This window comes from Streptococcus parapneumoniae (genome assembly GCF_037076355.1).
Lineage (GTDB): Bacteria > Bacillota > Bacilli > Lactobacillales > Streptococcaceae > Streptococcus > Streptococcus parapneumoniae.
In genome coordinates, this window is record NZ_AP026968.1 from 538,538 (window position 1) to 559,886 (window position 21,349).

The 21,349-nt window shown below is 40.6% G+C and carries 16 protein-coding genes; all 16 read left to right on the forward strand.

Annotated features, from left to right (window positions below):
* Positions 1 to 16 precede the first annotated feature (16 nt).
* The 16 genes from SP4011_RS02950 (at position 17) to SP4011_RS03025 (ending at position 21,298) form a co-directional block, all read left to right on the forward strand.
* Positions 17 to 808: a hypothetical protein gene (locus tag SP4011_RS02950; RefSeq protein WP_338619785.1), complete on the forward strand. Its 792-nt coding sequence runs from the start codon at positions 17 to 19 to the stop codon at positions 806 to 808.
* Complete coding sequence (locus SP4011_RS02955) at positions 801 to 1,442, forward strand: hypothetical protein (protein ID WP_050252790.1); 642 nt, start codon at positions 801 to 803, stop codon at positions 1,440 to 1,442. Before SP4011_RS02950 ends, SP4011_RS02955 begins: the two co-directional genes overlap by 8 nt.
* A gap of 3 nt (positions 1,443 to 1,445) precedes the next feature.
* A complete protein-coding gene (locus SP4011_RS02960; RefSeq protein WP_338619787.1) occupies positions 1,446 to 2,096 on the forward strand; it encodes an ATP-binding cassette domain-containing protein in 651 nt (216 codons plus the stop codon).
* A gap of 10 nt (positions 2,097 to 2,106) precedes the next feature.
* A complete protein-coding gene (locus SP4011_RS02965; RefSeq protein WP_050251535.1) occupies positions 2,107 to 2,394 on the forward strand; it encodes a hypothetical protein in 288 nt (95 codons plus the stop codon).
* Positions 2,395 to 2,539: 145 nt separating this feature from the next.
* Positions 2,540 to 5,053 (forward strand): preprotein translocase subunit SecA, encoded by a 2,514-nt coding sequence (gene secA, locus SP4011_RS02970; RefSeq protein WP_338619789.1) that lies wholly within the window; start codon positions 2,540 to 2,542, stop codon positions 5,051 to 5,053.
* A gap of 80 nt (positions 5,054 to 5,133) precedes the next feature.
* Complete coding sequence (locus SP4011_RS02975) at positions 5,134 to 6,165, forward strand: 3-deoxy-7-phosphoheptulonate synthase (protein WP_338619790.1); 1,032 nt, start codon at positions 5,134 to 5,136, stop codon at positions 6,163 to 6,165.
* 1 nt (position 6,166) lies between these two features.
* Positions 6,167 to 7,198 carry a 3-deoxy-7-phosphoheptulonate synthase gene (locus tag SP4011_RS02980; protein WP_000864063.1) on the forward strand — a complete coding sequence of 344 codons (1,032 nt, stop codon included), beginning with the start codon at positions 6,167 to 6,169 and terminating at the stop codon, positions 7,196 to 7,198.
* A 44-nt stretch (positions 7,199 to 7,242) separates the two neighbouring features.
* Complete coding sequence (gene acpS / locus SP4011_RS02985) at positions 7,243 to 7,605, forward strand: holo-ACP synthase (RefSeq protein ID WP_000634997.1); 363 nt, start codon at positions 7,243 to 7,245, stop codon at positions 7,603 to 7,605.
* On the forward strand, positions 7,595 to 8,698 hold the full coding sequence (alr, locus tag SP4011_RS02990) for an alanine racemase (RefSeq protein ID WP_338619791.1): 1,104 nt from the start codon (positions 7,595 to 7,597) through the stop codon (positions 8,696 to 8,698). The genes acpS and alr overlap by 11 nt, the downstream gene beginning before the upstream one ends.
* An 18-nt stretch (positions 8,699 to 8,716) precedes the next feature.
* Positions 8,717 to 10,732 (forward strand): ATP-dependent DNA helicase RecG, encoded by a 2,016-nt coding sequence (gene recG / locus SP4011_RS02995; RefSeq protein ID WP_338619793.1) that lies wholly within the window; start codon positions 8,717 to 8,719, stop codon positions 10,730 to 10,732.
* 315 nt (positions 10,733 to 11,047) lie between these two features.
* Positions 11,048 to 12,028 (forward strand): acetylxylan esterase, encoded by a 981-nt coding sequence (locus SP4011_RS03000; protein ID WP_338619794.1) that lies wholly within the window; start codon positions 11,048 to 11,050, stop codon positions 12,026 to 12,028.
* A gap of 657 nt (positions 12,029 to 12,685) precedes the next feature.
* Positions 12,686 to 12,913 carry a hypothetical protein gene (locus SP4011_RS03005; protein ID WP_000576348.1) on the forward strand — a complete coding sequence of 76 codons (228 nt, stop codon included), beginning with the start codon at positions 12,686 to 12,688 and terminating at the stop codon, positions 12,911 to 12,913.
* Positions 12,914 to 13,201: 288 nt separating this feature from the next.
* Positions 13,202 to 13,390, forward strand: coding sequence for a YSIRK-type signal peptide-containing protein (locus tag SP4011_RS03010; protein WP_078800240.1), 189 nt, complete (start codon positions 13,202 to 13,204; stop codon positions 13,388 to 13,390).
* A complete protein-coding gene (locus tag SP4011_RS03015; RefSeq protein ID WP_338620394.1) occupies positions 13,347 to 16,637 on the forward strand; it encodes a sialidase domain-containing protein in 3,291 nt (1,096 codons plus the stop codon). Before SP4011_RS03010 ends, SP4011_RS03015 begins: the two co-directional genes overlap by 44 nt.
* Before the next feature lie 464 nt (positions 16,638 to 17,101).
* Positions 17,102 to 17,596: a hypothetical protein gene (locus tag SP4011_RS03020; RefSeq protein WP_338619797.1), complete on the forward strand. Its 495-nt coding sequence runs from the start codon at positions 17,102 to 17,104 to the stop codon at positions 17,594 to 17,596.
* Between the two features lie 27 nt (positions 17,597 to 17,623).
* A complete protein-coding gene (locus SP4011_RS03025; RefSeq protein ID WP_119947754.1) occupies positions 17,624 to 21,298 on the forward strand; it encodes a trypsin-like peptidase domain-containing protein in 3,675 nt (1,224 codons plus the stop codon).
* Positions 21,299 to 21,349: the final 51 nt, after the last annotated feature.

Consider the following 21,349-nt stretch of genomic DNA (forward strand, 5'->3'; position numbering starts at 1 on the left):
TTGTAGGAGGTGGCTTATGAAGATTCCTCTCTTAACTTTGGCAAGGCATAAATTTGTTTATGTCTTGCTTACTTTGCTTTTTCTTGCTTTAGTCTATCGTGATGTTTTGATGACTTATTTCTTTTTTGATATTCATGCGCCCGATCTAGCTAAATTCGATGGACAAGCAATTAAAAATGACTTATTAAAATCAGCATTAGATTTTCGTATTCTCCAGTTCAATCTAGGTTTTTATCAATCATTTATTATTCCAATCATCATTGTTTTGCTAGGTTTTCAATATATTGAGCTGAAAAATAAAGTTTTACGATTGAGTATTGGAAGAGAAGTGAGTTATCAAGGGTTAAAAAGAAAGTTGACTTTTCAACTTGCAAGTATCCCTTGTGTGATATATTTAGTGACTGTGCTGATAATTGCAATTTTAACTTATTTCTTTGGGACTTTTTCTCCTCTTGAATGGAATTCTCTATTTTCTGATGGGAGTAGTTTACAAAGACTCCTAGATGGAGAGATAACAAGCTATTTGTTCTTTACTTGTGTCCTACTAATCGGTATTTTCATCAATGCAGTCTATTTTTTTAAAATAGTTGATTATTTAGGGAATGTGACTCGTTCGGCAATTGCCTATTTGATGTTTCTTTGGCTTGGTTCTATGATGCTCTATAGTATCTTGCCATACTATATGGTTCCTATGACGAGTTTGATGCAAGCTAGCTATGGGGATGTAAGTTTGATGAGACTCTTTACTCCTTATATCCGTTATATTGTCCCCTATATGGTACTTAAAAAATATGAAGATAATGTTTAAGAACTTTAACAATATTTGGCTAAAGAGAAAGATCGTTTTACTACTTCGTATAGTTCTGATGATGATTTTGATTAACTATCTATTGTCAATAGCGGTTCAAAAGCAGGATGTTTTTCTCTTTTTCAAGAGGGAATTGATTTCAATCTTTTCCTATAATGACTATTCTGAAGCGAATTTAGAAATCCCCAAACTCTTGTTAAATCTTTCGCTTTTCATGGTAGGATGGCTCTCTGTCATTTTACTTGAAACTGATTTGGCAGACCATTACCATCACTTGATCCGCTATCAATCAACCTCCTTTTTCGATTATACAAGGAAACGATTGGTTGTCATTTCTAAATTTTTTACTCAAGATTTATTTGTCTGGTTCCTTGGTTTACTTCCTCTAGGAATTCATTTCAAAACAGTCGCACTTTTCTTTTTACTTGCTCAGTTAATGATCTTGTACTTACTACTGTCTTATCTGATAGCACTTATTAGTGCGGGCGCTGGTTTTTCCTTTTTTCTCTATTTTTTAGCATTTGTGGGACAAGAATGGATGATGGATCATATTGTAACAGTGTATTTAGTACTCTTAAGTTTATTGGTTATCTTGATTGTTAGTCGCTTGGAAGAGAAATTTAAGAAAGGATAAACGATGAGACTTGAAATTATAAATGGACAGAAAATTTATGGGAAAAGACCTATTTTAAATGAGTTAAATCTGGTCTTTCAATCAGGAAATATTTATGGTCTTAAAGGTGATAATGGATCTGGTAAGACAGTTCTTTTAAAGATACTTGCTGGTTATATTAAGCTTGACAAAGGAAAAGTTCTTCAAGATGGCAAAGTTTACGGGGCAAAAAATCATTATATTCAGGATGCAGGGATTTTAATTGAAAAGGTAGAGTTTCTATCTCATTTATCCCTTAGAGAAAATTTGGAACTGTTAAGGTATTTTTCATCTAAAGTTACGGAAAAAAGAATTGCCTATTGGATTCAATACTATGATTTACAGGAATTTGAAGACGTTGAATACCGTCATTTATCCTTAGGAACAAAGCAAAAAATGGCCTTGATTCAAGCCTTTATTGCCGAACCATCTATACTCTTTCTCGATGAACCTATGAATGCTTTAGATGAGAAGAGTGTGAGGTTAACCAAACAGGTCATTTTATCTTACCTGAAAAAAGAAAATGGTCTGGTTATCCTGACGTCACACATATCGGAAGATATTTCAGACCTTTGTACAGATGTATTAGTTGTCGAAAATGGACACATACAATATTTAAAGGATATACAATCCTAGGAGGTAGCTTATGGCACATCTAAAATCATTTATTACACGCTATTCCAAGGTCTATATTGGTTTAGTTCTGTTGATCTGGATTGCTTTCTTCTTTCTTCCTTGGGGCAGTCCGATTCTGGGGGGAAAGATTGACCTCTTCAGCATACAGAAAGTCTTGCTAGTTTTTGGTATTCTGTCTATTTTGATGGCCTTGCTGTCCAAGAAAGTCAGTCTCTTTGTTTTTGGATTGATCTGCTGTTTTTCTCTTTGGATTAATCTATTTATCCTATTTGCGATTTTGCCGATTTTTGGCAATTAAAGTATCATAAAAGTCAGAGAGGTTAGCTTGGAAACTAGCCTCTTTTTCCTTTTCAAAATGGGGATTCTTCCTTGAAAATAATCAGTAATTGTGCTAAAATTAAAAGAACATTCTAAAATATTCGGAATTTAAAGTAAGGAAAAACATGGCTAATATTTTAAAAACAATTATCGAAAATGATAAAGGAGAAATCCGTCGTCTGGAAAAGATGGCCGACAAGGTTTTCAAATACGAAGACCAAATGGCTGCTTTGACTGATGACCAACTAAAAGCAAAAACAGTTGAATTTAAAGAACGTTATCAAAATGGAGAATCACTGGATTCATTGCTTTATGAAGCATTTGCGGTTGTCCGTGAGGGTGCCAAACGTGTCCTAGGTCTCTTCCCTTATAAGGTTCAGGTTATGGGGGGAATTGTCCTTCACCATGGTGACGTGCCAGAGATGCGTACAGGGGAAGGGAAAACCTTGACTGCGACCATGCCAGTATACCTCAATGCCCTTTCAGGTAAAGGGGTTCACGTAGTTACGGTCAATGAATACCTGTCAGAACGTGATGCGACTGAGATGGGTGAATTGTACTCATGGCTTGGTTTGTCAGTAGGGATTAACTTGGCTGCTAAATCTCCAATGGAGAAAAAAGAAGCCTATGAGTGTGATATTACTTACTCAACCAACTCAGAAATCGGATTTGACTACCTTCGTGATAACATGGTCGTTCGTGCTGAAAACATGGTACAACGTCCGCTTAACTATGCTTTGGTCGATGAGGTTGACTCAATCTTGATTGACGAAGCGCGTACACCTTTGATCGTGTCAGGTGCTAACGCAGTTGAAACAAGTCAGCTCTACCATATGGCAGACCACTATGTAAAATCTTTGGACAAAGACGACTACATCATCGATGTGCAGTCTAAGACTATTGGTTTGTCTGATTCAGGGATTGACAAGGCTGAAAGCTACTTCAAGCTTGAAAACCTCTATGACATCGAAAACGTAGCTCTTACTCACTTTATTGATAACGCCCTTCGTGCCAACTACATCATGCTTCTCGATATTGACTATGTGGTGAGCGAAGAACAAGAAATTTTGATTGTCGACCAATTTACAGGTCGTACCATGGAAGGTCGTCGTTATTCTGATGGATTGCACCAAGCTATTGAAGCCAAAGAAGGTGTTCCAATCCAGGATGAAACCAAGACATCTGCCTCAATCACTTACCAAAACCTTTTCCGTATGTACAAGAAATTGTCTGGTATGACAGGTACAGGTAAGACCGAGGAAGAAGAATTCCGTGAAATTTACAACATTCGTGTTATTCCAATCCCAACCAACCGTCCTGTTCAACGTATTGACCACTCAGATCTTCTTTATGCAAGTATCGAGGCTAAGTTTAAGGCGGTTGTCGAAGACGTTAAGGCTCGTTACCAAAAAGGTCAGCCTGTATTGGTTGGTACAGTAGCGGTTGAAACCAGTGATTACATTTCTAAGAAATTGGTTGCAGCTGGCGTTCCTCACGAAGTCTTGAATGCCAAAAACCACTATAGAGAAGCCCAAATCATCATGAATGCTGGTCAACGTGGTGCCGTTACCATCGCAACCAACATGGCGGGTCGTGGTACCGACATCAAACTTGGTGAAGGGGTTCGCGAATTGGGTGGACTTTGTGTTATTGGTACAGAACGTCATGAAAGCCGTCGTATCGATAACCAGCTTCGTGGACGTTCAGGTCGTCAGGGAGACCCAGGTGAGTCACAATTTTACCTATCTCTTGAAGATGATTTGATGAAACGTTTTGGTTCTGAACGCTTGAAGGGAATCTTTGAACGTCTCAACATGTCTGAAGAGGCGATTGAGTCTCGTATGTTGACACGTCAGGTTGAGGCAGCGCAAAAACGCGTTGAAGGAAATAACTACGATACCCGTAAACAAGTCCTTCAATACGATGACGTCATGCGTGAACAACGTGAGATTATCTATGCTCAACGTTACGATGTCATCACTGCAGACCGTGACTTGGCACCTGAAATTCAGGCTATGATTAAACGCACGATTGAACGTGTCGTTGATGGTCATGCGCGTGCCAAACAAGATGAAAAACTAGAAGCTATTTTGAACTTTGCTAAGTACAACTTGCTTCCTGAAGATTCTATTACGATGGACGACTTGTCAGGCTTGTCTGATAAGGCTATTAAGGAAGAACTCTTCCAACGTGCCTTGCAAGTTTACGATAGTCAGGTTTCAAAACTACGCGATGAAGAAGCAGTCAAAGAATTCCAAAAAGTTTTGATTCTACGAGTGGTAGATAACAAGTGGACAGATCATATCGATGCTCTTGATCAATTGCGTAACGCAGTTGGACTTCGTGGCTATGCTCAGAACAACCCTGTTGTTGAGTATCAGGCAGAAGGTTTCCGTATGTTTAATGATATGATTGGTTCGATTGAGTTTGATGTGACACGTTTGATGATGAAAGCACAAATTCATGAACAAGAAAGACCACAGGCAGAACGCCATATCAGTACAACAGCGACTCGTAATATTGCTGCCCACCAAGCAAGTATGCCAGAAGATTTGGATTTGAGCCAGATTGGACGGAATGAACTTTGCCCATGTGGTTCTGGTAAGAAGTTTAAAAACTGTCACGGTAAAAGACAATAAAATGAGATAGTTTAGAGGCGGATACCTTGTGAAAAGTAAATTTTTACTTGGTATCCGTTTGCTTTATAAGGAGATGAGTTATGGTATTTACAGCAAAAAGTCCTAAAATCAATATTGAAGAAGTTCGTGCCTTGTCAAAATTAGAAGGCCAAGCTTTGGAGAGAAAATCACAGCGCGATCAAGAGCTAGAAGCCATTATACGTGGAGAAAACCAACGAATTCTCTTGGTAATCGGGCCATGCTCATCTGACAATGAAGAAGCTGTTCTTGAGTACGCTAAGCGTTTGGCAGTCTTACAAGAAGAAGTGGCAGACCGTATCTTTATGGTTATGCGTGTTTATACTGCCAAACCCCGTACTAACGGAGATGGTTACAAAGGCTTGATTCACCAGCCTAACGCGACAGAAGCGCCTAGTCTTATCAACGGAATTAAAGCCGTTCGTCATCTTCATTATCGTGTCATCACGGAAACAGGTATGACGACAGCTGATGAAATGCTTTATCCTGAAAATCTTCCGCTTGTAGATGATTTGATTTCTTACATGGCAGTTGGTGCCCGTTCAGTTGAAGACCAGCAACACCGCTTTGTGGCCAGTGGGGCAGGATTTTCTACTGGTTTTAAAAATCCAACCTCTGGAAATCTCAATGTCATGTTTAATGGGATTTATGCTGCTCAAAACAAACAAAGTTTCCTTTTCTTAGGAAAAGAAGTAGAAACAACTGGGAACCCGCTTTCACACGCTATTCTTCGTGGTGCTCTTAATGAGTATGGTAACAATATTCCCAACTACTATTATGACAATTTAATTGAGACCATTGCCCAGTATGAGAAAATGGGCTTGGAAAATCCTTTTATCATCATTGATACCAATCATGACAATTCTGGTAAGCAGTATATTGAACAGATCCGAATTGTCCGCCAGACCTTGATTAACCGTGCTTGGAATGAAAAAATTAAGCAGTTCGTTCGTGGTTTTATGATTGAGTCTTATCTGGAAGATGGTCGACAAAATGAGCCAGAAGTATTTGGTAAGTCTATCACAGACCCTTGCTTGGGTTGGGATAACACAGAAGCTCTTGTCAGAGAAATTTACAAAACGTTAGGAGAATAAGATGGCATTTATTGAAAAAGGTCAAGAAATCGATATGGAAGTCATTAAGGCTGAAACCCAATTGTCTGCGGAAGCCTTGAGACTCAAGGAAAGCCGTGACAGGGAATTGGCAGACATTATTTCAGGGGAAGATGACCGTCTCCTTTTGGTAATTGGTCCTTGCTCTTCTGATAATGAAGAAGCTGTCTTGGAATATGCCCGCCGCTTGTCAGCCTTGCAAAAGAAGGTAGCGGACAAGATTTTCATGGTTATGCGCGTTTATACTGCTAAGCCTCGTACCAACGGAGACGGCTATAAAGGGTTGGTTCACCAGCCAGACACTTCTAAGGCTCCAAGCCTGATTAACGGTTTGCAGGCTGTGCGCCAGTTGCACTACCGAGTGATTACAGAGACTGGTTTGACGACGGCAGATGAGATGCTTTATCCGTCAAATCTAATTTTGGTGGATGACTTGGTCAGCTACCATGCTGTTGGAGCTCGTTCTGTGGAAGACCAAGAGCACCGCTTTGTGGCTTCTGGGATTGATGCACCAGTAGGGATGAAAAATCCAACCTCAGGAAATTTGGGTGTTATGTTTAACGCCATCTATGCTGCTCAAAATAAGCAAACCTTCCTTTATCATGGGCAGGAAGTTGAGACTTCAGGTAATCCTTTGTCCCATGTCATCCTCCGTGGAGCAGTTAACGAGTATGGCAATTATATGCCGAATTACTACTATGAAAACCTACTCCAAGCCATTGAACGCTATGAAACCATGGGACTTGAAAATCCCTTTATCCTCATTGATACCAACCATGATAACTCAGGCAAGCAGTATATGGAGCAGATTCGAATTGTTCGCCAGACCTTGCAAAATCGTGATTGGAATGAGAAAATTAAAAAGACAGTTCGAGGATTTATGATTGAATCTTACCTAGCAGATGGTCGTCAAAACCAACCAGAGGTCTTTGGCTGCTCTATTACAGATCCTTGCCTAGGTTGGGAAAATACAGAGGCTTTGGTAGAAGAAATCTATGCTACCTTGGCAGAATAAGTGAAAAGGATGGAGTTGGGGAATCTCAACTCCTTTTGATGAGAATGATAGTTGGACACGGAATTGACATCGAAGAATTGGCTTCGATAGAAAGAGCGGCTGCACGACATGAAGGCTTTGCCAAGCGCGTGCTGACCGCTCAGGAAATGGAACGGTTTAACAGTCTTAAAGGGCGCAGGCAAATCGAATATTTGGCTGGTCGCTGGTCGGCTAAAGAAGCCTTTTCCAAGGCCATGGGAACGGGAATTGGCAAGCTCGGTTTTCAGGATTTAGAAGTCTTAAACAATGAACGCGGGGCGCCTTATTTTAGTCAGTCACCATTTTCAGGAAAAATTTGGCTATCTATCAGCCATACCGATCAGTTTGTGACAGCCAGTGTCATTTTGGAGGAAAATCATGAAAGCTAGTCCGCATAGACCAACCAAGGCTCTGATTCATCTGGGAGCTATTCGACACAATATTCAGCAAATGGGGGCTCATATCCCTGAGGGGACACTCAAGTGGGCAGTGGTCAAAGCCAATGCCTATGGGCATGGGGCAGTAGCTGTTGCCAAGGCAATCCAAGAAGATGTAGACGGTTTTTGCGTTTCCAATATTGATGAAGCCGTTGAACTTAGACAAGCTGGACTCAGCAAGCCAATCCTTATTTTAGGAGTTTCTGAGCTAGAAGCTGTTACTCTAGCTAAAGAATATGACATCACCTTGACAGTGGCTGGACTGGAGTGGGTTCAAGCACTCTTAGATAAGGAAGCTGATTTAGCTGATTTGACAGTCCACCTCAAGATTGATTCAGGAATGGGACGAATTGGTTTTAGAGAGGCCAGTGAGGTTGAGCAGGCTCAAGATTTGCTCCTTCAACACGGTGCTCGTGTTGAAGGAATCTTTACCCACTTTGCGACTGCTGATGAAGAGTCAGATGACTACTTTAATGAGCAGTTGGAACGGTTTAAAACTATTTTAGCCAGTATGAAGGAAGCCCCAGAGCTGATTCATGCTAGTAACTCTGCAACGACTCTTTGGCATGCAGAGACTATTTTTAATGCGATCCGTATGGGAGACGCTATGTATGGTCTCAATCCAAGTGGAGAGGTTTTGGATTTGCCTTATGACCTGACACCAGCCTTGACCTTGGAGTCTGCTTTAGTCCATGTCAAGACAGTTCCAGCGGGAGCTTGCATGGGCTACGGGGCGACCTATCAGGCGGATAGCGAGCAAGTCATCGCGACGGTGCCAATCGGCTATGCGGATGGTTGGACACGAGATATGCAAAATTTCTCTGTCTTGGTAGATGGGCAAGCTTGCCCAATCGTCGGACGAGTCTCTATGGACCAAATCACCATTCGTTTGCCTAAGCTTTATCCGCTGGGAACCAAAGTAACCTTGATTGGCTCCAATGGGGATAAGGAAATCACTGCAACTCAGGTAGCGACCTACCGTGGAACTATTAACTACGAGGTGGTTTGTCTCCTCAGCGACCGCATTCCGAGAGAATATGATTAGAAAAGAAAGGAGTGGAGCATGAATCTACATCAACCCTTGCATGTCTTACCTGGTGTGGGACCAAAGTCAGCAGAAAAATACGCCAAACTAGGAATTGAAAACTTGCAAGACCTCTTGTTCTACTTTCCTTTCCGTTATGAAGACTTTAAAACCAAGCAGGTTTTGGAGTTGGAAGACGGTGAAAAGGCGGTTCTTTCTGGTCAAGTCGTGACTCCTGCTAGTGTCCAGTATTATGGTTTTAAGCGCAATCGCCTGCGCTTTAGCCTCAAGCAGGGAGAAGTTGTTTTTGCAGTGAATTTCTTTAACCAGCCCTATCTAGCAGATAAGATAGAGTTGGGAGCAACCCTTGCTGTCTTTGGAAAATGGGACCGTGCTAAGGCTAGTTTGACTGGGATGAAGGTCCTGGCTCAGGTGGAAGATGACCTCCAACCTGTCTATCGCTTGGCTCAGGGAATCAGTCAGACCAGTCTGGTCAAGGTTATCAAGGCAGCCTTTGATCAGGGACTGGACCTCTTGATTGAGGAAAATCTTCCCCAGTCTTTGCTGGACAAATACAAACTCATGTCCCGTTGTCAGGCTGTTCGTGCCATGCATTTCCCCAAGGATTTGGCGGAATACAAGCAGGGCCTTCGCCGTATCAAATTTGAGGAACTCTTTTATTTCCAAATGCAATTGCAGACGCTCAAATCTGAAAATAGAGTTCAGGGAAGCGGTCTGGTTCTAGATTGGTCTCAGGAAAAGGTGACAGCAGTCAAGGAAAGCCTTCCTTTTGCCCTGACCCCAGCTCAAGAAAAGAGTTTGCAGGAAATTTTAATCGATATGAAGTCGGACCACCACATGAATCGTCTTTTGCAAGGGGATGTGGGGAGCGGGAAAACGGTAGTCGCTGGCTTGGCCATGTTTGCGGCAGTGACAGCTGGCTACCAAGCAGCCCTCATGGTGCCAACAGAAATCCTTGCAGAGCAACATTATGAGAGTTTACAGAACCTTTTTCCAGATTTGAAACTGGCTCTCTTGACAGGTTCTTTGAAAGTGGCAGAAAAAAGAGAAGTCTTGGAGACCATTGCCAAGGGTGAGGCTGATTTGATTATCGGAACCCACGCTCTGATACAGGATGGGGTGGAGTATGCTCGTCTTGGTTTGATTATCATCGATGAGCAACACCGTTTTGGTGTGGGGCAAAGGCGTATTTTACGGGAAAAAGGCGACAATCCAGATGTCCTCATGATGACGGCGACTCCCATTCCACGGACGCTTGCCATCACAGCCTTTGGAGATATGGATGTTTCCATTATCGACCAGATGCCAGCAGGTCGGAAACCTATTGTGACGCGCTGGATCAAACATGAGCAACTACCTCAGGTCTTGACTTGGTTAGAGGGGGAAATTCAAAAAGGTTCCCAAGCCTATGTCATCTCTCCCTTGATTGAAGAATCAGAAGCTCTAGATTTGAAAAATGCCATTGCCTTATCAGAAGAGCTGACGGCTCATTTTGCAGGTAAGGCAGAAGTGGCTCTTCTACATGGTAAGATGAAGAGTGACGAAAAAGACCAGATCATGCAGGATTTCAAGGAGAGAAAAACAGATATTCTGGTTTCAACAACGGTTATCGAGGTTGGGGTCAATGTTCCAAATGCGACTGTCATGATCATCATGGATGCCGATCGCTTCGGGCTCAGTCAGCTTCACCAGCTCAGAGGTCGTGTGGGTCGGGGGGACAAGCAGTCCTATGCTGTTCTCGTTGCCAATCCCAAGACTGATTCTGGGAAAGACCGCATGCGCATCATGACAGAAACGACCAATGGATTTGTCCTTGCGGAGGAAGATTTGAAAATGCGTGGTTCTGGTGAGATTTTTGGAACCAGACAGTCAGGACTCCCAGAGTTTCAAGTAGCTGATATTATCGAAGATTTTCCGATTTTAGAAGAAGCCAGAAAGGTTGCTAGCTACATTAGTTCTATTGAAGGCTGGCAAGAGGATCCAGAGTGGCGCATGATTGCCCTTCATTTGGAAAAGAAAGAACATCTGGATTAAGCTTTCTCTAAGGAAAACTTAAGCTAGCTTTCAGGTTTGACCCTTATACTAGAGTCATCAAAAAGAAACGAGGACTCTCAGATGACAGTAACAATTAAAGTAAATTACCAAACTACTTTCCAAAAGAAGGAAGCAAAAAACTAGTGTAAACATAAGAAAGAGCGAAATGCTCTTTTTCGTTTCTAAAACTACTTTCAGTCAATAGGCTTGAAGGAGGAAAAGCTAAATTCACTTTCTATTTACCCTTCTTTCTTGCATTGATTACATAGATATGCTACAGTTGTGATAGCGATTATAAAATATAAGGAGCATGCTATGAAAAATCCAGCTTTGTTAGAAGAAATTAAGACTTATAAAGGCAGGGACGAGGTTCCAGAGGACTTTGATGCTTTCTGGGATGAGGAAGTGAAAAAAGTTTCCACGCTTCCAGCCTATCAGTTGGAGGAAAGAGATTTCCACATTCCTCAAGTCAAGTGCTATGAGCTAACCTTTGAAGGAAGCAATGAAGGCAAGGTCTATGCACGCGTCGTTCTTCCAAAGAGTGAGGAGAAGGTTCCACTAATCTTCCATTTCCATGGTTATATGGGACGTGGCTGGGACTGGGCCGACATGCTGGCCTTCACCGTAGCTGGTTACGGTGTTGTTTCCATGGATGTTCGAGGCCAGTCGGGCTATTCACAAGACGGTTTGCGTTCTCCTCTAGGAAATACGGTTAAGGGACATATTATCCGTGGTGCTGTGGAGGGTCGGGATCACCTCTTTTATAAGGATGTTTATCTGGATATTTACCAGTTGGTTGAAATTGTTGCTAGTCTGTCTCAGGTTGATGAGAAGCGTCTTTCTAGCTATGGTGCCTCACAAGGAGGGGCTCTAGCTTTGGTTGCAGCAGCGCTCAATCCTCGAATTCAGAAAACAGTTGCCATTTATCCCTTCTTGTCAGACTTCAGACGAGTGATTGAGATTGGCAATACTAGTGAGGCTTATGATGAACTTTTCCGTTATTTCAAGTTCCACGATCCTTTTCATGAAACAGAGGAGGAAATCATGGCGACCCTTGCCTATATCGATGTCAAAAATCTTGCCCATCGTATCCAAGGTGAGGTTAAGATGATTACGGGCTTGGACGACGATGTTTGCTATCCCATTACCCAGTTTGCGATTTACAATCGTTTGATCTGCGATAAGGCTTATCGCATCATGCCTGAGTATGCCCACGAAGCCATGAATGTTTTTGTCAATGACCATGTTTATAACTGGCTCTGTGGGAGTGAGATTCCTTTCAAATATCTAAAATAAGGAGTCGACTCTAGGCACAAAATCTTAAAAATCACAAACACGCATAGTATCAGGGGATTAAGAAGACTTGATACTATGCGTTTTATCATGGAAATATTTATAGAATTTTTTGTTGCTAGCTTTGTCAAATTGCTTAAAATAATTTTTTTTAGAAAGCAAAAGCCGATACCTATCGAGTAGGGTAGTTCTTGCTATCGTCAGGCTTGTCTGTAGGTGTTAATACTTTCCAAAAATCTCTTCAAACCACGTCAGCTTCGCCTTGCCGTAGGTATGGTTACTGACTTCGTCAGTTTCATCTACAACCTCAAAACGGTGTTTTGAGCATCATGCGGCTAGCTTCTTAGTTTGCTCTTTGATTTTCATTGAGTGTAAAAAACAGATGAGTCTCTGTTTTCTTTTTATGGACTATAAATGTTCATCTGAAACTACTTTCAAGGATATTATTATACAAAAGAGTTTCTTGAAACTAAAATCTATTATACTACACTGTATTGAAAGCGTTTTAGAAATGAGGTATAATAAATTTGCTAACACTTATAAAAAGTGATAGAATCTTATCTTTATGTATATTTAAAGATAGATTGCTGTAAAAATAGTAGCAGCTATGCGAAATGACAGATAGAGAGAAGGGATTGAAGCTTAGAAAAGGGGAATAATATGATATTTAAGGCATTCAAGACAAAAAAGCAGAGAAAAAGACAAATTGAACTACTTTTGACAGTTTTTTTCGACAGTTTTCTGATTGATTTATTTCTTCACTTATTTGGGATTGTCCCCTTTAAGCTGGATAAGATTCTGATTGTGAGCTTGATTATATTTCCCATTATTTCTACAAGTATTTATGCTTATGAAAAGCTATTTGAAAAAGTGTTCGATAAGGATTGAGCAGGAAGTATGGTGTAAATAGCATAAGCTGATGTCCAATAATTTGCTTATAAAGAGATATTTTAGTTTAATTGCAGCGGTGTCCTGGTAGATAAACTAGATTGGTAGGAGTCTGATTGGAGAAAGGAGAGGGGAAATTTGGCACCAATTTGAGATAGTTTGTTTAGTTCATTTTTGTCATTTAAATGAACTGTAGTAAAAGAAAGTTAAGTAAAGACAAACTAAGTGCATTTTCTGGAGTAAATGTCTTATTTCAGAAATCGGGATATAGATATAGAGAGGAACAGTATGAATCGGAATGTTCAAGAACGTAAGTGTCGTTATAGCATTAGGAAACTATCGGTAGGAGCGGTTTCTATGATTGTGGGAGCAGTGGTGTTTGGAACGTCTCCTGTTTTAGCTCAAGAAGGGGCGAGTGAGCAACCTCTGGCAAATGAAACTCAACTTTCGGGGGGGGGGGAGCTCAACCCTAACTGATACAGAAAAGAGCCAGCCTTCTGAGGAAGGAGAAAATATAACTCTTCCTGCAGAGCATGTAGAGTCTGTTTCAGAGACTGAACTTTCTGGCAATGAGCAAGAACAAGAAAGGGAAGATAAGCAAGAAGAAAAAATTCCAAGAGATTACTATGCACGAGATTTGGAAAATGTCGAAACAGTGATAGAAAAAGATGACTTAGAGACGAATGATTCAAACGAAAAAAGAGTAGACTTGTCTGATGAATTAGAGAAAGTAAAGGGACTCCAAAATGCAACTGTTCATGTGGAGTTCAAACCGGCTGCTGATGGTCCTAGTTTTTACAATCTCTTTTCTGCTTCCAGTACAACTAAAGTAAATGAGTACTTTACAATGGCAATCAATAATGGGACAGCTTTGATAGAGGGACGTGGAGCTGATGGTAGCCAATTTTATGGAAGTTATACAGATGCGCCTTTGAAGATTAGACCAGGCAAGTATAATTCGGTTACTTTTACTGTTGAAAGACCAAGAAAGGATAGTCCAAATGGTCAGGTTCGTCTTTATGTGAATGGTGTATTATCTCGTACGAATAAAAAGTCAGGGAAATTCCTGGCAGACATGCCAGATGTGGATAAACTTCAGTTAGGTGCAACTAATAGAGCAGGAGAACTGAAGTGGGGCTCAAATCTCTCTATTCGTAATCTGACTGTATACAATCGTGCTCTAACTCCAGAGGAAGTCAAAAAACGTAGCCAGTTATTTGATGTGACAGATATTGAGCCGTCACTTCCTGAAGGGGCAGTCTTGACAGAGAAGCAAGAGTTGTTTATGAGCGGTGTCAATGGTAAGCCAAATAGTGAAGGAATTAAGAGTTATCGGATTCCAGCTTTGCTACGTACGGATAAAGGAACATTACTGGCAGGGGCAGATCAGCGTCGTCTCCACCATTCTGATTGGGGAGATATTGCTATGGTCGTTAGGAGAAGTGAGGATGGGGGAACTACTTGGCAGCCAACCTTAACCTTGACCAACTTGCGAGACAATCCAGAAGCAAAAGATCCGCAGGCACCATCTCCACTTAATATCGATATGGTCTTGGTTCAAGATCCTACCACAAAGAGAATTTTTTCAATCTACGATATGTTTCCAGAAGGTCGAGCTGTCTTTGGAATGCCAAACAAACCTCAAAAAGCTTATCAACAAGTTGGAGATAAGCACTATCAATTACTATATAAACAAGGGGAAAATCAAGCATATACTGTCCGAGAAAACGGAGAAGTATATGATGCAAATAATCAAAAAACAGATTATCGCGTTGTAGTGGATCCAAAAGAAGAAGCCTACAGAGATAAGGGTGACCTCTATAAAGGAGAAGAGCTTCTTGGGAATATCTACTTTGCTCCATCTGCTAAAAATCCATTTCGTGTAGCCTATACGAGCTATTTGTGGCTTTCTTATAGTGATGATGATGGGAAAACATGGTCGCAACCAAGAGATATTACACCATCAATTCGCCAAGATTGGATGAAATTTTTAGGAACAGGTCCAGGTACAGGAATTGTGCTTAGAACAGGAGAGCACAAGGGTCGTATCTTAGTTCCTACTTATACCACCAATGCTATCTCCCATCTAAGCGGATCCCAGTCTTCTCGTTTGATTTATTCAGATGATCATGGAGAAACATGGCAGGCTGGAGCTGCTGTCAATGATGATAGGACAGTAGGCGGAAGGAAAATTCATTCCTCAACTATGAATAATAGTCCTGCCCAAAATACAGAGTCAGTTGCTGTACAGTTAAATAATGGTGATGTGAAACTCTTTATGAGAGGATTAACGGGTGATTTACAGGTTGCCACAAGTAAAGATGGTGGGCAAACTTGGGACAAGGAAATCAAGAGATACAATCAGGTTAAAGATGTTTATGTCCAAATGGCTGCTGTTCACACCATGCACGAAGGAAAAGAATACATCATTTTAACCAATTCAGGAGGACCTAAACGGACGAATGGAATGGCTCATTTGGCTCGTGTAGAGGACAACGGAGACTTGACTTGGTTACATCATAGACCAATTCAAAAAGGAGAGTTTGCCTATAATTCGCTCCAAGAATTAGGAAATGGGGAGTATGGTATCTTGTATGAACACACTGAAAAAGGACAAAATGACTATACCCTATCATTTAGAAAATTTAATTGGGACTTTTTAACAAAAGATTCGGTATATCCAACGAGTGTAACTATCAGGGACGTTCGTAAATTGGAAACAGAAGAAGAGGATGCAGAACAAGGTATCTTAGCTATGCAATTTGATTCTGAGGTACTAGTGAATTCTATTCCGACTTTGACTTTAGCGAATGGACACAAAGCTACCTTCTTGACCCAAGCAGATCAAAAAACTCTACTTTTCACCTTTAATAAAGAAGATGCAGGTCAAGAAATTACAGGTCTATTGGCCGGTAGAATTGACAGTATGCATGATTTACCAGTTACACTAGCTGGCAGTAGAATTCCTGAAGATGCGAAAGAAAATCCTGTCGAGACCATGAATACAGTAAGAGAAAATGTATCTGAGGAGATGACAGAAAGGAAGTCAGAGAAGGATAAATTATCTTTGGGGTCTTCAGATAGAATGGTAGCAAACTCTCCTCTTACTTCTTTTGCTCCTCGTTACCTCCAATCTTATGTAGGAGATGTTATTAAAACTGAGACTAAAGTTCCAATAACGACTGGTTGGAAGCAAGAAAATGGTGCGTGGTATTTTTATACATCTGCTGGTGAAGTGGTGAAAGGCTGGCATCAGGAAGCGGATAAATGGTACTACTTGAGTTCTACTGGTGCGATGGCAACTGGTTGGGTCAGAGATGGTAATCAATGGTATTATTTGAGTGAGAGTGGAGCAATGTCTACTGGCTGGGTTGAATTCAGTGGTGTGTGGTACTATCTCAATGCTAACGGTTCAATGGCAACTGGTTGGATCAGAGATGGTAACCAATGGTATTATTTGAGTGAGAGCGGAGCAATGTCTACTGGCTGGGTTGAATTCAGTGGTGTGTGGTACTATCTCAATGCTAACGGTTCAATGGCAACTGGTTGGATAAAAGATGGAGACCATTGGTACTATCAGGAATCATCTGGTGCAATGAAGGTAAATCAATGGTTCCAAGTTGGAGACAAATGGTACTATGTCAATGAAAGCGGAAGATTAGCGGTTAATACTATAGTAGATGGTTATAAAGTTAACTCCAATGGGGAGTGGGTCAACTACTAGAACCTTGGATGTTGATGAATAACTGAGACATGTTTTGTCCGTCATAGAGATTAAAAGTTTATTTAGATAGTTTTCGTAGAAATTTCTACTTTAAGAAAAAGTCAATTTAGATGGGCTCTTATTGCCGGGTAAATGCCTTGCTAGTCGTAAATAAACTGTATATTTCCGACTTACTTAGGACTGGATACCACTAGTCGCAACTTAACAGTTCGCTTTAAGTGTTAAAATGCATATAGCTAGTTATTGGTTATATGCGTTTTTGTTCTTGATTATTTTATTTCTGTCTTGGAATATAGGTAAAATTATAGTAAAATAAAATTCTGTAAATCATGTTGGTAGATATACAGGAAGAAGAGTGTATTGTTGACAATACAGCACATAGAATCCAACATGTCCTTATACTCAAAAAATCAAAGAGCAAATTAGGAAGCTAGCCGTAGCCTGCTCAAAACACCGTTTTGAGGTTGCAGATAGAACTGACGAAGTCAGCTCAAAACACCGTTTTGAGGTTGCAGATAGAACTGACGAAGTCAGCTCAAAACACCGTTTTGAGGTTGCAGATAGAACTGATAAAGTCAGCTCAAAACACTGTTTTGAGGTTGCAGATAGAACTGACGAAGTCAGCTCAAAACACCGTTTTGAGGTTGCAGATAGAACTGATGAAGTCAGCTCAAAACACCGTTTTGAGGTTGCAGATAGAACTGATGAAGTCAGCTCAAAACACCGTTTTGAGGTTGCAGATAGAACTGATGAAGTCAGCTCAAAACACCGTTTTGAGGTTGCAGATAGAACTGATGAAGTCAGCTCAAAACACCGTTTTGAGGTTGCAGATAGAACTGACGAAGTCAGTAACATATACATACGGCACGACAAGGCTGACATGGTTTGAAGAGTATGGAACAATCATAACTTATTTGAAGATTTTAAAAGATTGTAAGCTATTATATCTGGATAAATAAGTATTAGAAACTAAAGTGAGGAAAAAGATGTTTTTATATTTAAAGGGTTTAGGAAAATTTCGTAAGTCAAAAGCTTATGGATTGGTGGGATGTCTGGCATTGGTGAGTATGATTGGATTATCGGTTCCTGATTTACCAGTTATTGGTGGTGGGGTCGTTTATGCTGACGTTATTCAAGGTGGCGATGATATAAAAGATGTGAGCGTTCATGAGAAGTCCGCTGAGGGTGTTGCTATGACTTATACCACTTATGATAGTGGTACGAGTGGGAAACAAACCGCATCAGGTAGCGGTGTCTTTGTAGCGCCGAATGTGATGGTAACAGTAGCTCATAACTACTATGATAAAAACCAAGATGATAAGTCTGCGGTCTTGCGTGGTGGGGAGTCTGCTCGTAGTTATGTTGTGATGAACTCGGAAAAGGAGAAAAGCAATAAAGTACCTACTTCAGGGGTATCAGAAGCTCTTGAAAAAGACTCTATTCACTTGTATAACGGCAAAGACTTTGGTAAAGACTATAGCAACGACTTAGCAGTAGTGGTAACTAAAAAGCCTGTAGAAGCTATGACAGGGGGAGAAGACTCTCCAAGAGAGTTGAGTGATAAAGAGGTTTCTACTGGTGATAAAATCACTATGGTCGGATATCCCAATGATTTTTCTACTCCAAATTTAAGTAAAGAAAATAAAGCTCGCTTGAAAGACGGTAAGGCTTATTCAGTCTCAACAACTGTGAGCAGTATCAATAAAGAGAGCGGTGCAGTCACTTATCATTCCTCAGCTTTGGGAGGTTTTTCAGGTGCTCCTTTGTTTAATGATAAGGGAGAGGTAGTCGGTATCCACCAGCACGGAACAAATACTTCAAACGCTCCTGAGAGTGAGCGTATTGGCGGTGGTACTATCTTTACGGAAAAGCACAGAACTTGGATTCGTTCTATGATTGATAAATATGGTATAAAGGGTTGGTATATAGATGGTGCAAACCGTTACTACTATGATGAAAATCATATAGCTTTAAAAGATGTAGAGTCTGAGATTGACGGCGCTTTGTATCGTTTTGATGAAAAAGGTCGAGCTACTTTAGTAAAAGGTGAAGAAAAAGGTCGAGTAGTATTACGTGTAGAAGATACTAAAGGCAATCCTTTGATTTCAGATAAGGTTGTTCAGGAAGGTCCTGTTGGAAGTGGTTTAGAGTTTCATTTGAGACAAAACCCTGATTTTAAGCAGTTGGTAGCAAGTTCTCCTAAAGCCAAAGTGGTTTCTTACAATGGAGTGTCTATAAACAAGTTGGCTAATGATACAAGTTGGTCTGATGAATATATCAGTAAGTTAGCTTTAGGTAATACCATTATAAAAGCTGTTGTTGACTCAGTAAATCCTTCATCTACTTCGTCTTCTGATTTCGCAAGAACGGAGGTTGGTAAGGTTGACTTGAGTGGCAAATCGAACTTACCTGTGCCTAGTAAAGAGGTGTTACAAGCTCCGAATGGTTCAGAAAATTTTTATGCTACAACGCATATTCAAACGCCAGATGGGTCAGGGTCTGGTACCTTAATTGCACAAAATCTAGTATTAACAGTCGCTCATAATTTTTTAACAGTTAAAGGTTCTGAGGTCGTTACGAAATCTGGTCGTACCAATACAGTGTATAAAGCAACCTTACCGAATGGTCAGTCTGTGCATTTTTCAGATGATGATATTGTTTATTGGAATAAAAAAGATTCCGTATTTGGATTTAAAAATGACTTAGCCTTGGTTCGACTAAAAGAAGATTTCAAAGCGGTAACTCCTGTAGAGGTTGTAAAACAATCTTCGAAAGTTGCAGAGGGGGATTCAGTTTCGGTCTATGGTTTTCCAGATAACAAGCTAAGTCCAGTTTTAGATAGCAAAGTAGTAGGAACTACAGACTTCGGTTCAGGTGTTGAGGGTATCAGCTATGAAGGCACAAAACCCGGAGCGTCTGGTGGTGGTCTTTATAATGACAAAGGTACTTTAATTGGAGTTCACCAAAATGGTGTCGTAGGAAGCCGCAGTGGTGGTTTGGTTTTATCAAAAGAGCAACTGGATTGGGTTCGTTCTTATATTGAAGGTAAACCAAAAGAGCCTGTCTATGTAAAAGATGAAGTTTTGGTGGATGAGAAGGATAAGGATAAACTTCCTTCAACTCCAAAAGACGAAAAACCAAGTACACCTAAAATAGAGTCTGATAAAGATAAAGTAGAACCTCCTCTCAAACCGCAAAAGGAGCCGAAAACAGAGGTTATTACCACTTACGAAGGTGACAGTACCCTTGAGGTTGGAAAAGAGCGTACAGAGGATACTAAGGGTGAAAAAGAAGGTGTTCCACTTATTTACCGAGTAGTGTATAAAGGTACTAAGCCGAAAGTAGAAAAAGAATCGATTGCTTTTGATACTCTTTACCAAGGAGATGAAACAAAAGAGCTTGGTTTCCGTTCAGTTGTAGAGGGTAAAGGAGGGGTGGTTACTCGAACTACTACTTATCAAGTAGATAAGTATACAGGAGCGGTATCTTCTCAAGTTTCTGAGAAGAAAATAGCTCCTCAATCCAAGGTGATTACTTTAGGTATTAAACCCAACAGTGTCATAAAAGAACTTCCGATTACAGAGCGTTTTGAGGACTCTGAAGAGTTAGAGAAAGGGAAAACGGAGGTTGTTTCGGAGGGGTATGTAGGTAAAGAAGTTACTAAGGTGACTTATAAGGTCTTAGCTGATGGAAAGATTGTTGAAAATTCTCGTACAGTCGAGGTTACACCTATGAAAGAACGTGTGGTTCTTAAGGGTGTGAAGGAAGTGGTGTCATCGACGGAAGAAAACTCAAGTAATCTCAAAGAGGAAGTGGTATCTCCAGATAAAGTAGAGTTTCCAGTTCCAAAAGATGCGCCGATCAGAGAAGAACTGCCTGCGTCTAGTGAGGAATTTTCAGAATCAGAGGTTTTAGTATCGGGAGAAAAAATACCAGGCGACCTTGGGAAGTCTATAGTATCTTCAAAAGAACTAGTCCCTGAAAGAGTGGAAGTTCCAGACTTTGTGGCTAAAGTTACAGGTGGAGAAAAATTGACAGTAGAAGGGCACCGAGATGAGAGAAAAATAAAGACTCCATCAAAACAGGAAAGATTATCTAGCCCAGAAACCACTGCTCAATTCACAACGAACGGGACAGGTTCGTCATCGTTAACAGCTGTTTTTGGCGTTGAAGCGGATAACATGTCACTTTCTACTGTTGAACATTCTGTTATTACATATAATCAACAAAGAGGATGGCATAAGATAAATAATCAGTGGTATTTTAGAAATTCCGATGGGAAAGAACGGACAGGCTGGATGAAAGAAAATGATGCATGGTATTATTTTGATGCGAATGGAATCATGCAAACCGGTTGGATACAGGATACAGACGGTAATTGGTATTATCTCAAGGATAATGGCATGATGGAGGTAGGCTGGTTCCAAGATTCAAGTGGCGCGTGGTACTACTTAGGATCATCTGGTTCCATGGAATCCAATACATGGATTTATTATAAAGGAAAGTGGTACTACTTAGGATCATCTGGTTCCATGGAATCCAATACATGGATTTATTATAAAGGAAAGTGGTACTATATCGATGCTTTTGGGAAACTACTTTTCAATTCGCTAACACCAGACGGCTATAGAGTGAACGAGTACGGGGAATGGATCAACTGATTTTGCTTTATGACCTATTGACGAGCAAGCGAGTAGTATAAAAAACATTAG

Excerpts from the sequence above, each read along its gene's own strand:
- SP4011_RS02950 (WP_338619785.1), top strand. The coding sequence starts at position 17 with ATGAAGATTCCTCTCTTAACTTTGGCAAGGCATAAATTTGTTTATGTC.
- SP4011_RS02955 (WP_050252790.1), top strand. The coding sequence starts at position 801 with ATGTTTAAGAACTTTAACAATATTTGGCTAAAGAGAAAGATCGTTTTA.
- SP4011_RS02960 (WP_338619787.1), top strand. The coding sequence starts at position 1,446 with ATGAGACTTGAAATTATAAATGGACAGAAAATTTATGGGAAAAGACCT.
- SP4011_RS02965 (WP_050251535.1), top strand. The coding sequence starts at position 2,107 with ATGGCACATCTAAAATCATTTATTACACGCTATTCCAAGGTCTATATT.
- secA (WP_338619789.1), top strand. The coding sequence starts at position 2,540 with ATGGCTAATATTTTAAAAACAATTATCGAAAATGATAAAGGAGAAATC.
- SP4011_RS02975 (WP_338619790.1), top strand. The coding sequence starts at position 5,134 with ATGGTATTTACAGCAAAAAGTCCTAAAATCAATATTGAAGAAGTTCGT.
- SP4011_RS02980 (WP_000864063.1), top strand. The coding sequence starts at position 6,167 with ATGGCATTTATTGAAAAAGGTCAAGAAATCGATATGGAAGTCATTAAG.
- acpS (WP_000634997.1), top strand. The coding sequence starts at position 7,243 with ATGATAGTTGGACACGGAATTGACATCGAAGAATTGGCTTCGATAGAA.
- alr (WP_338619791.1), top strand. The coding sequence starts at position 7,595 with ATGAAAGCTAGTCCGCATAGACCAACCAAGGCTCTGATTCATCTGGGA.
- recG (WP_338619793.1), top strand. The coding sequence starts at position 8,717 with ATGAATCTACATCAACCCTTGCATGTCTTACCTGGTGTGGGACCAAAG.
- SP4011_RS03000 (WP_338619794.1), top strand. The coding sequence starts at position 11,048 with ATGAAAAATCCAGCTTTGTTAGAAGAAATTAAGACTTATAAAGGCAGG.
- SP4011_RS03005 (WP_000576348.1), top strand. The coding sequence starts at position 12,686 with ATGATATTTAAGGCATTCAAGACAAAAAAGCAGAGAAAAAGACAAATT.
- SP4011_RS03010 (WP_078800240.1), top strand. The coding sequence starts at position 13,202 with ATGAATCGGAATGTTCAAGAACGTAAGTGTCGTTATAGCATTAGGAAA.
- SP4011_RS03015 (WP_338620394.1), top strand. The coding sequence starts at position 13,347 with ATGAAACTCAACTTTCGGGGGGGGGGGAGCTCAACCCTAACTGATACA.
- SP4011_RS03025 (WP_119947754.1), top strand. The coding sequence starts at position 17,624 with ATGTTTTTATATTTAAAGGGTTTAGGAAAATTTCGTAAGTCAAAAGCT.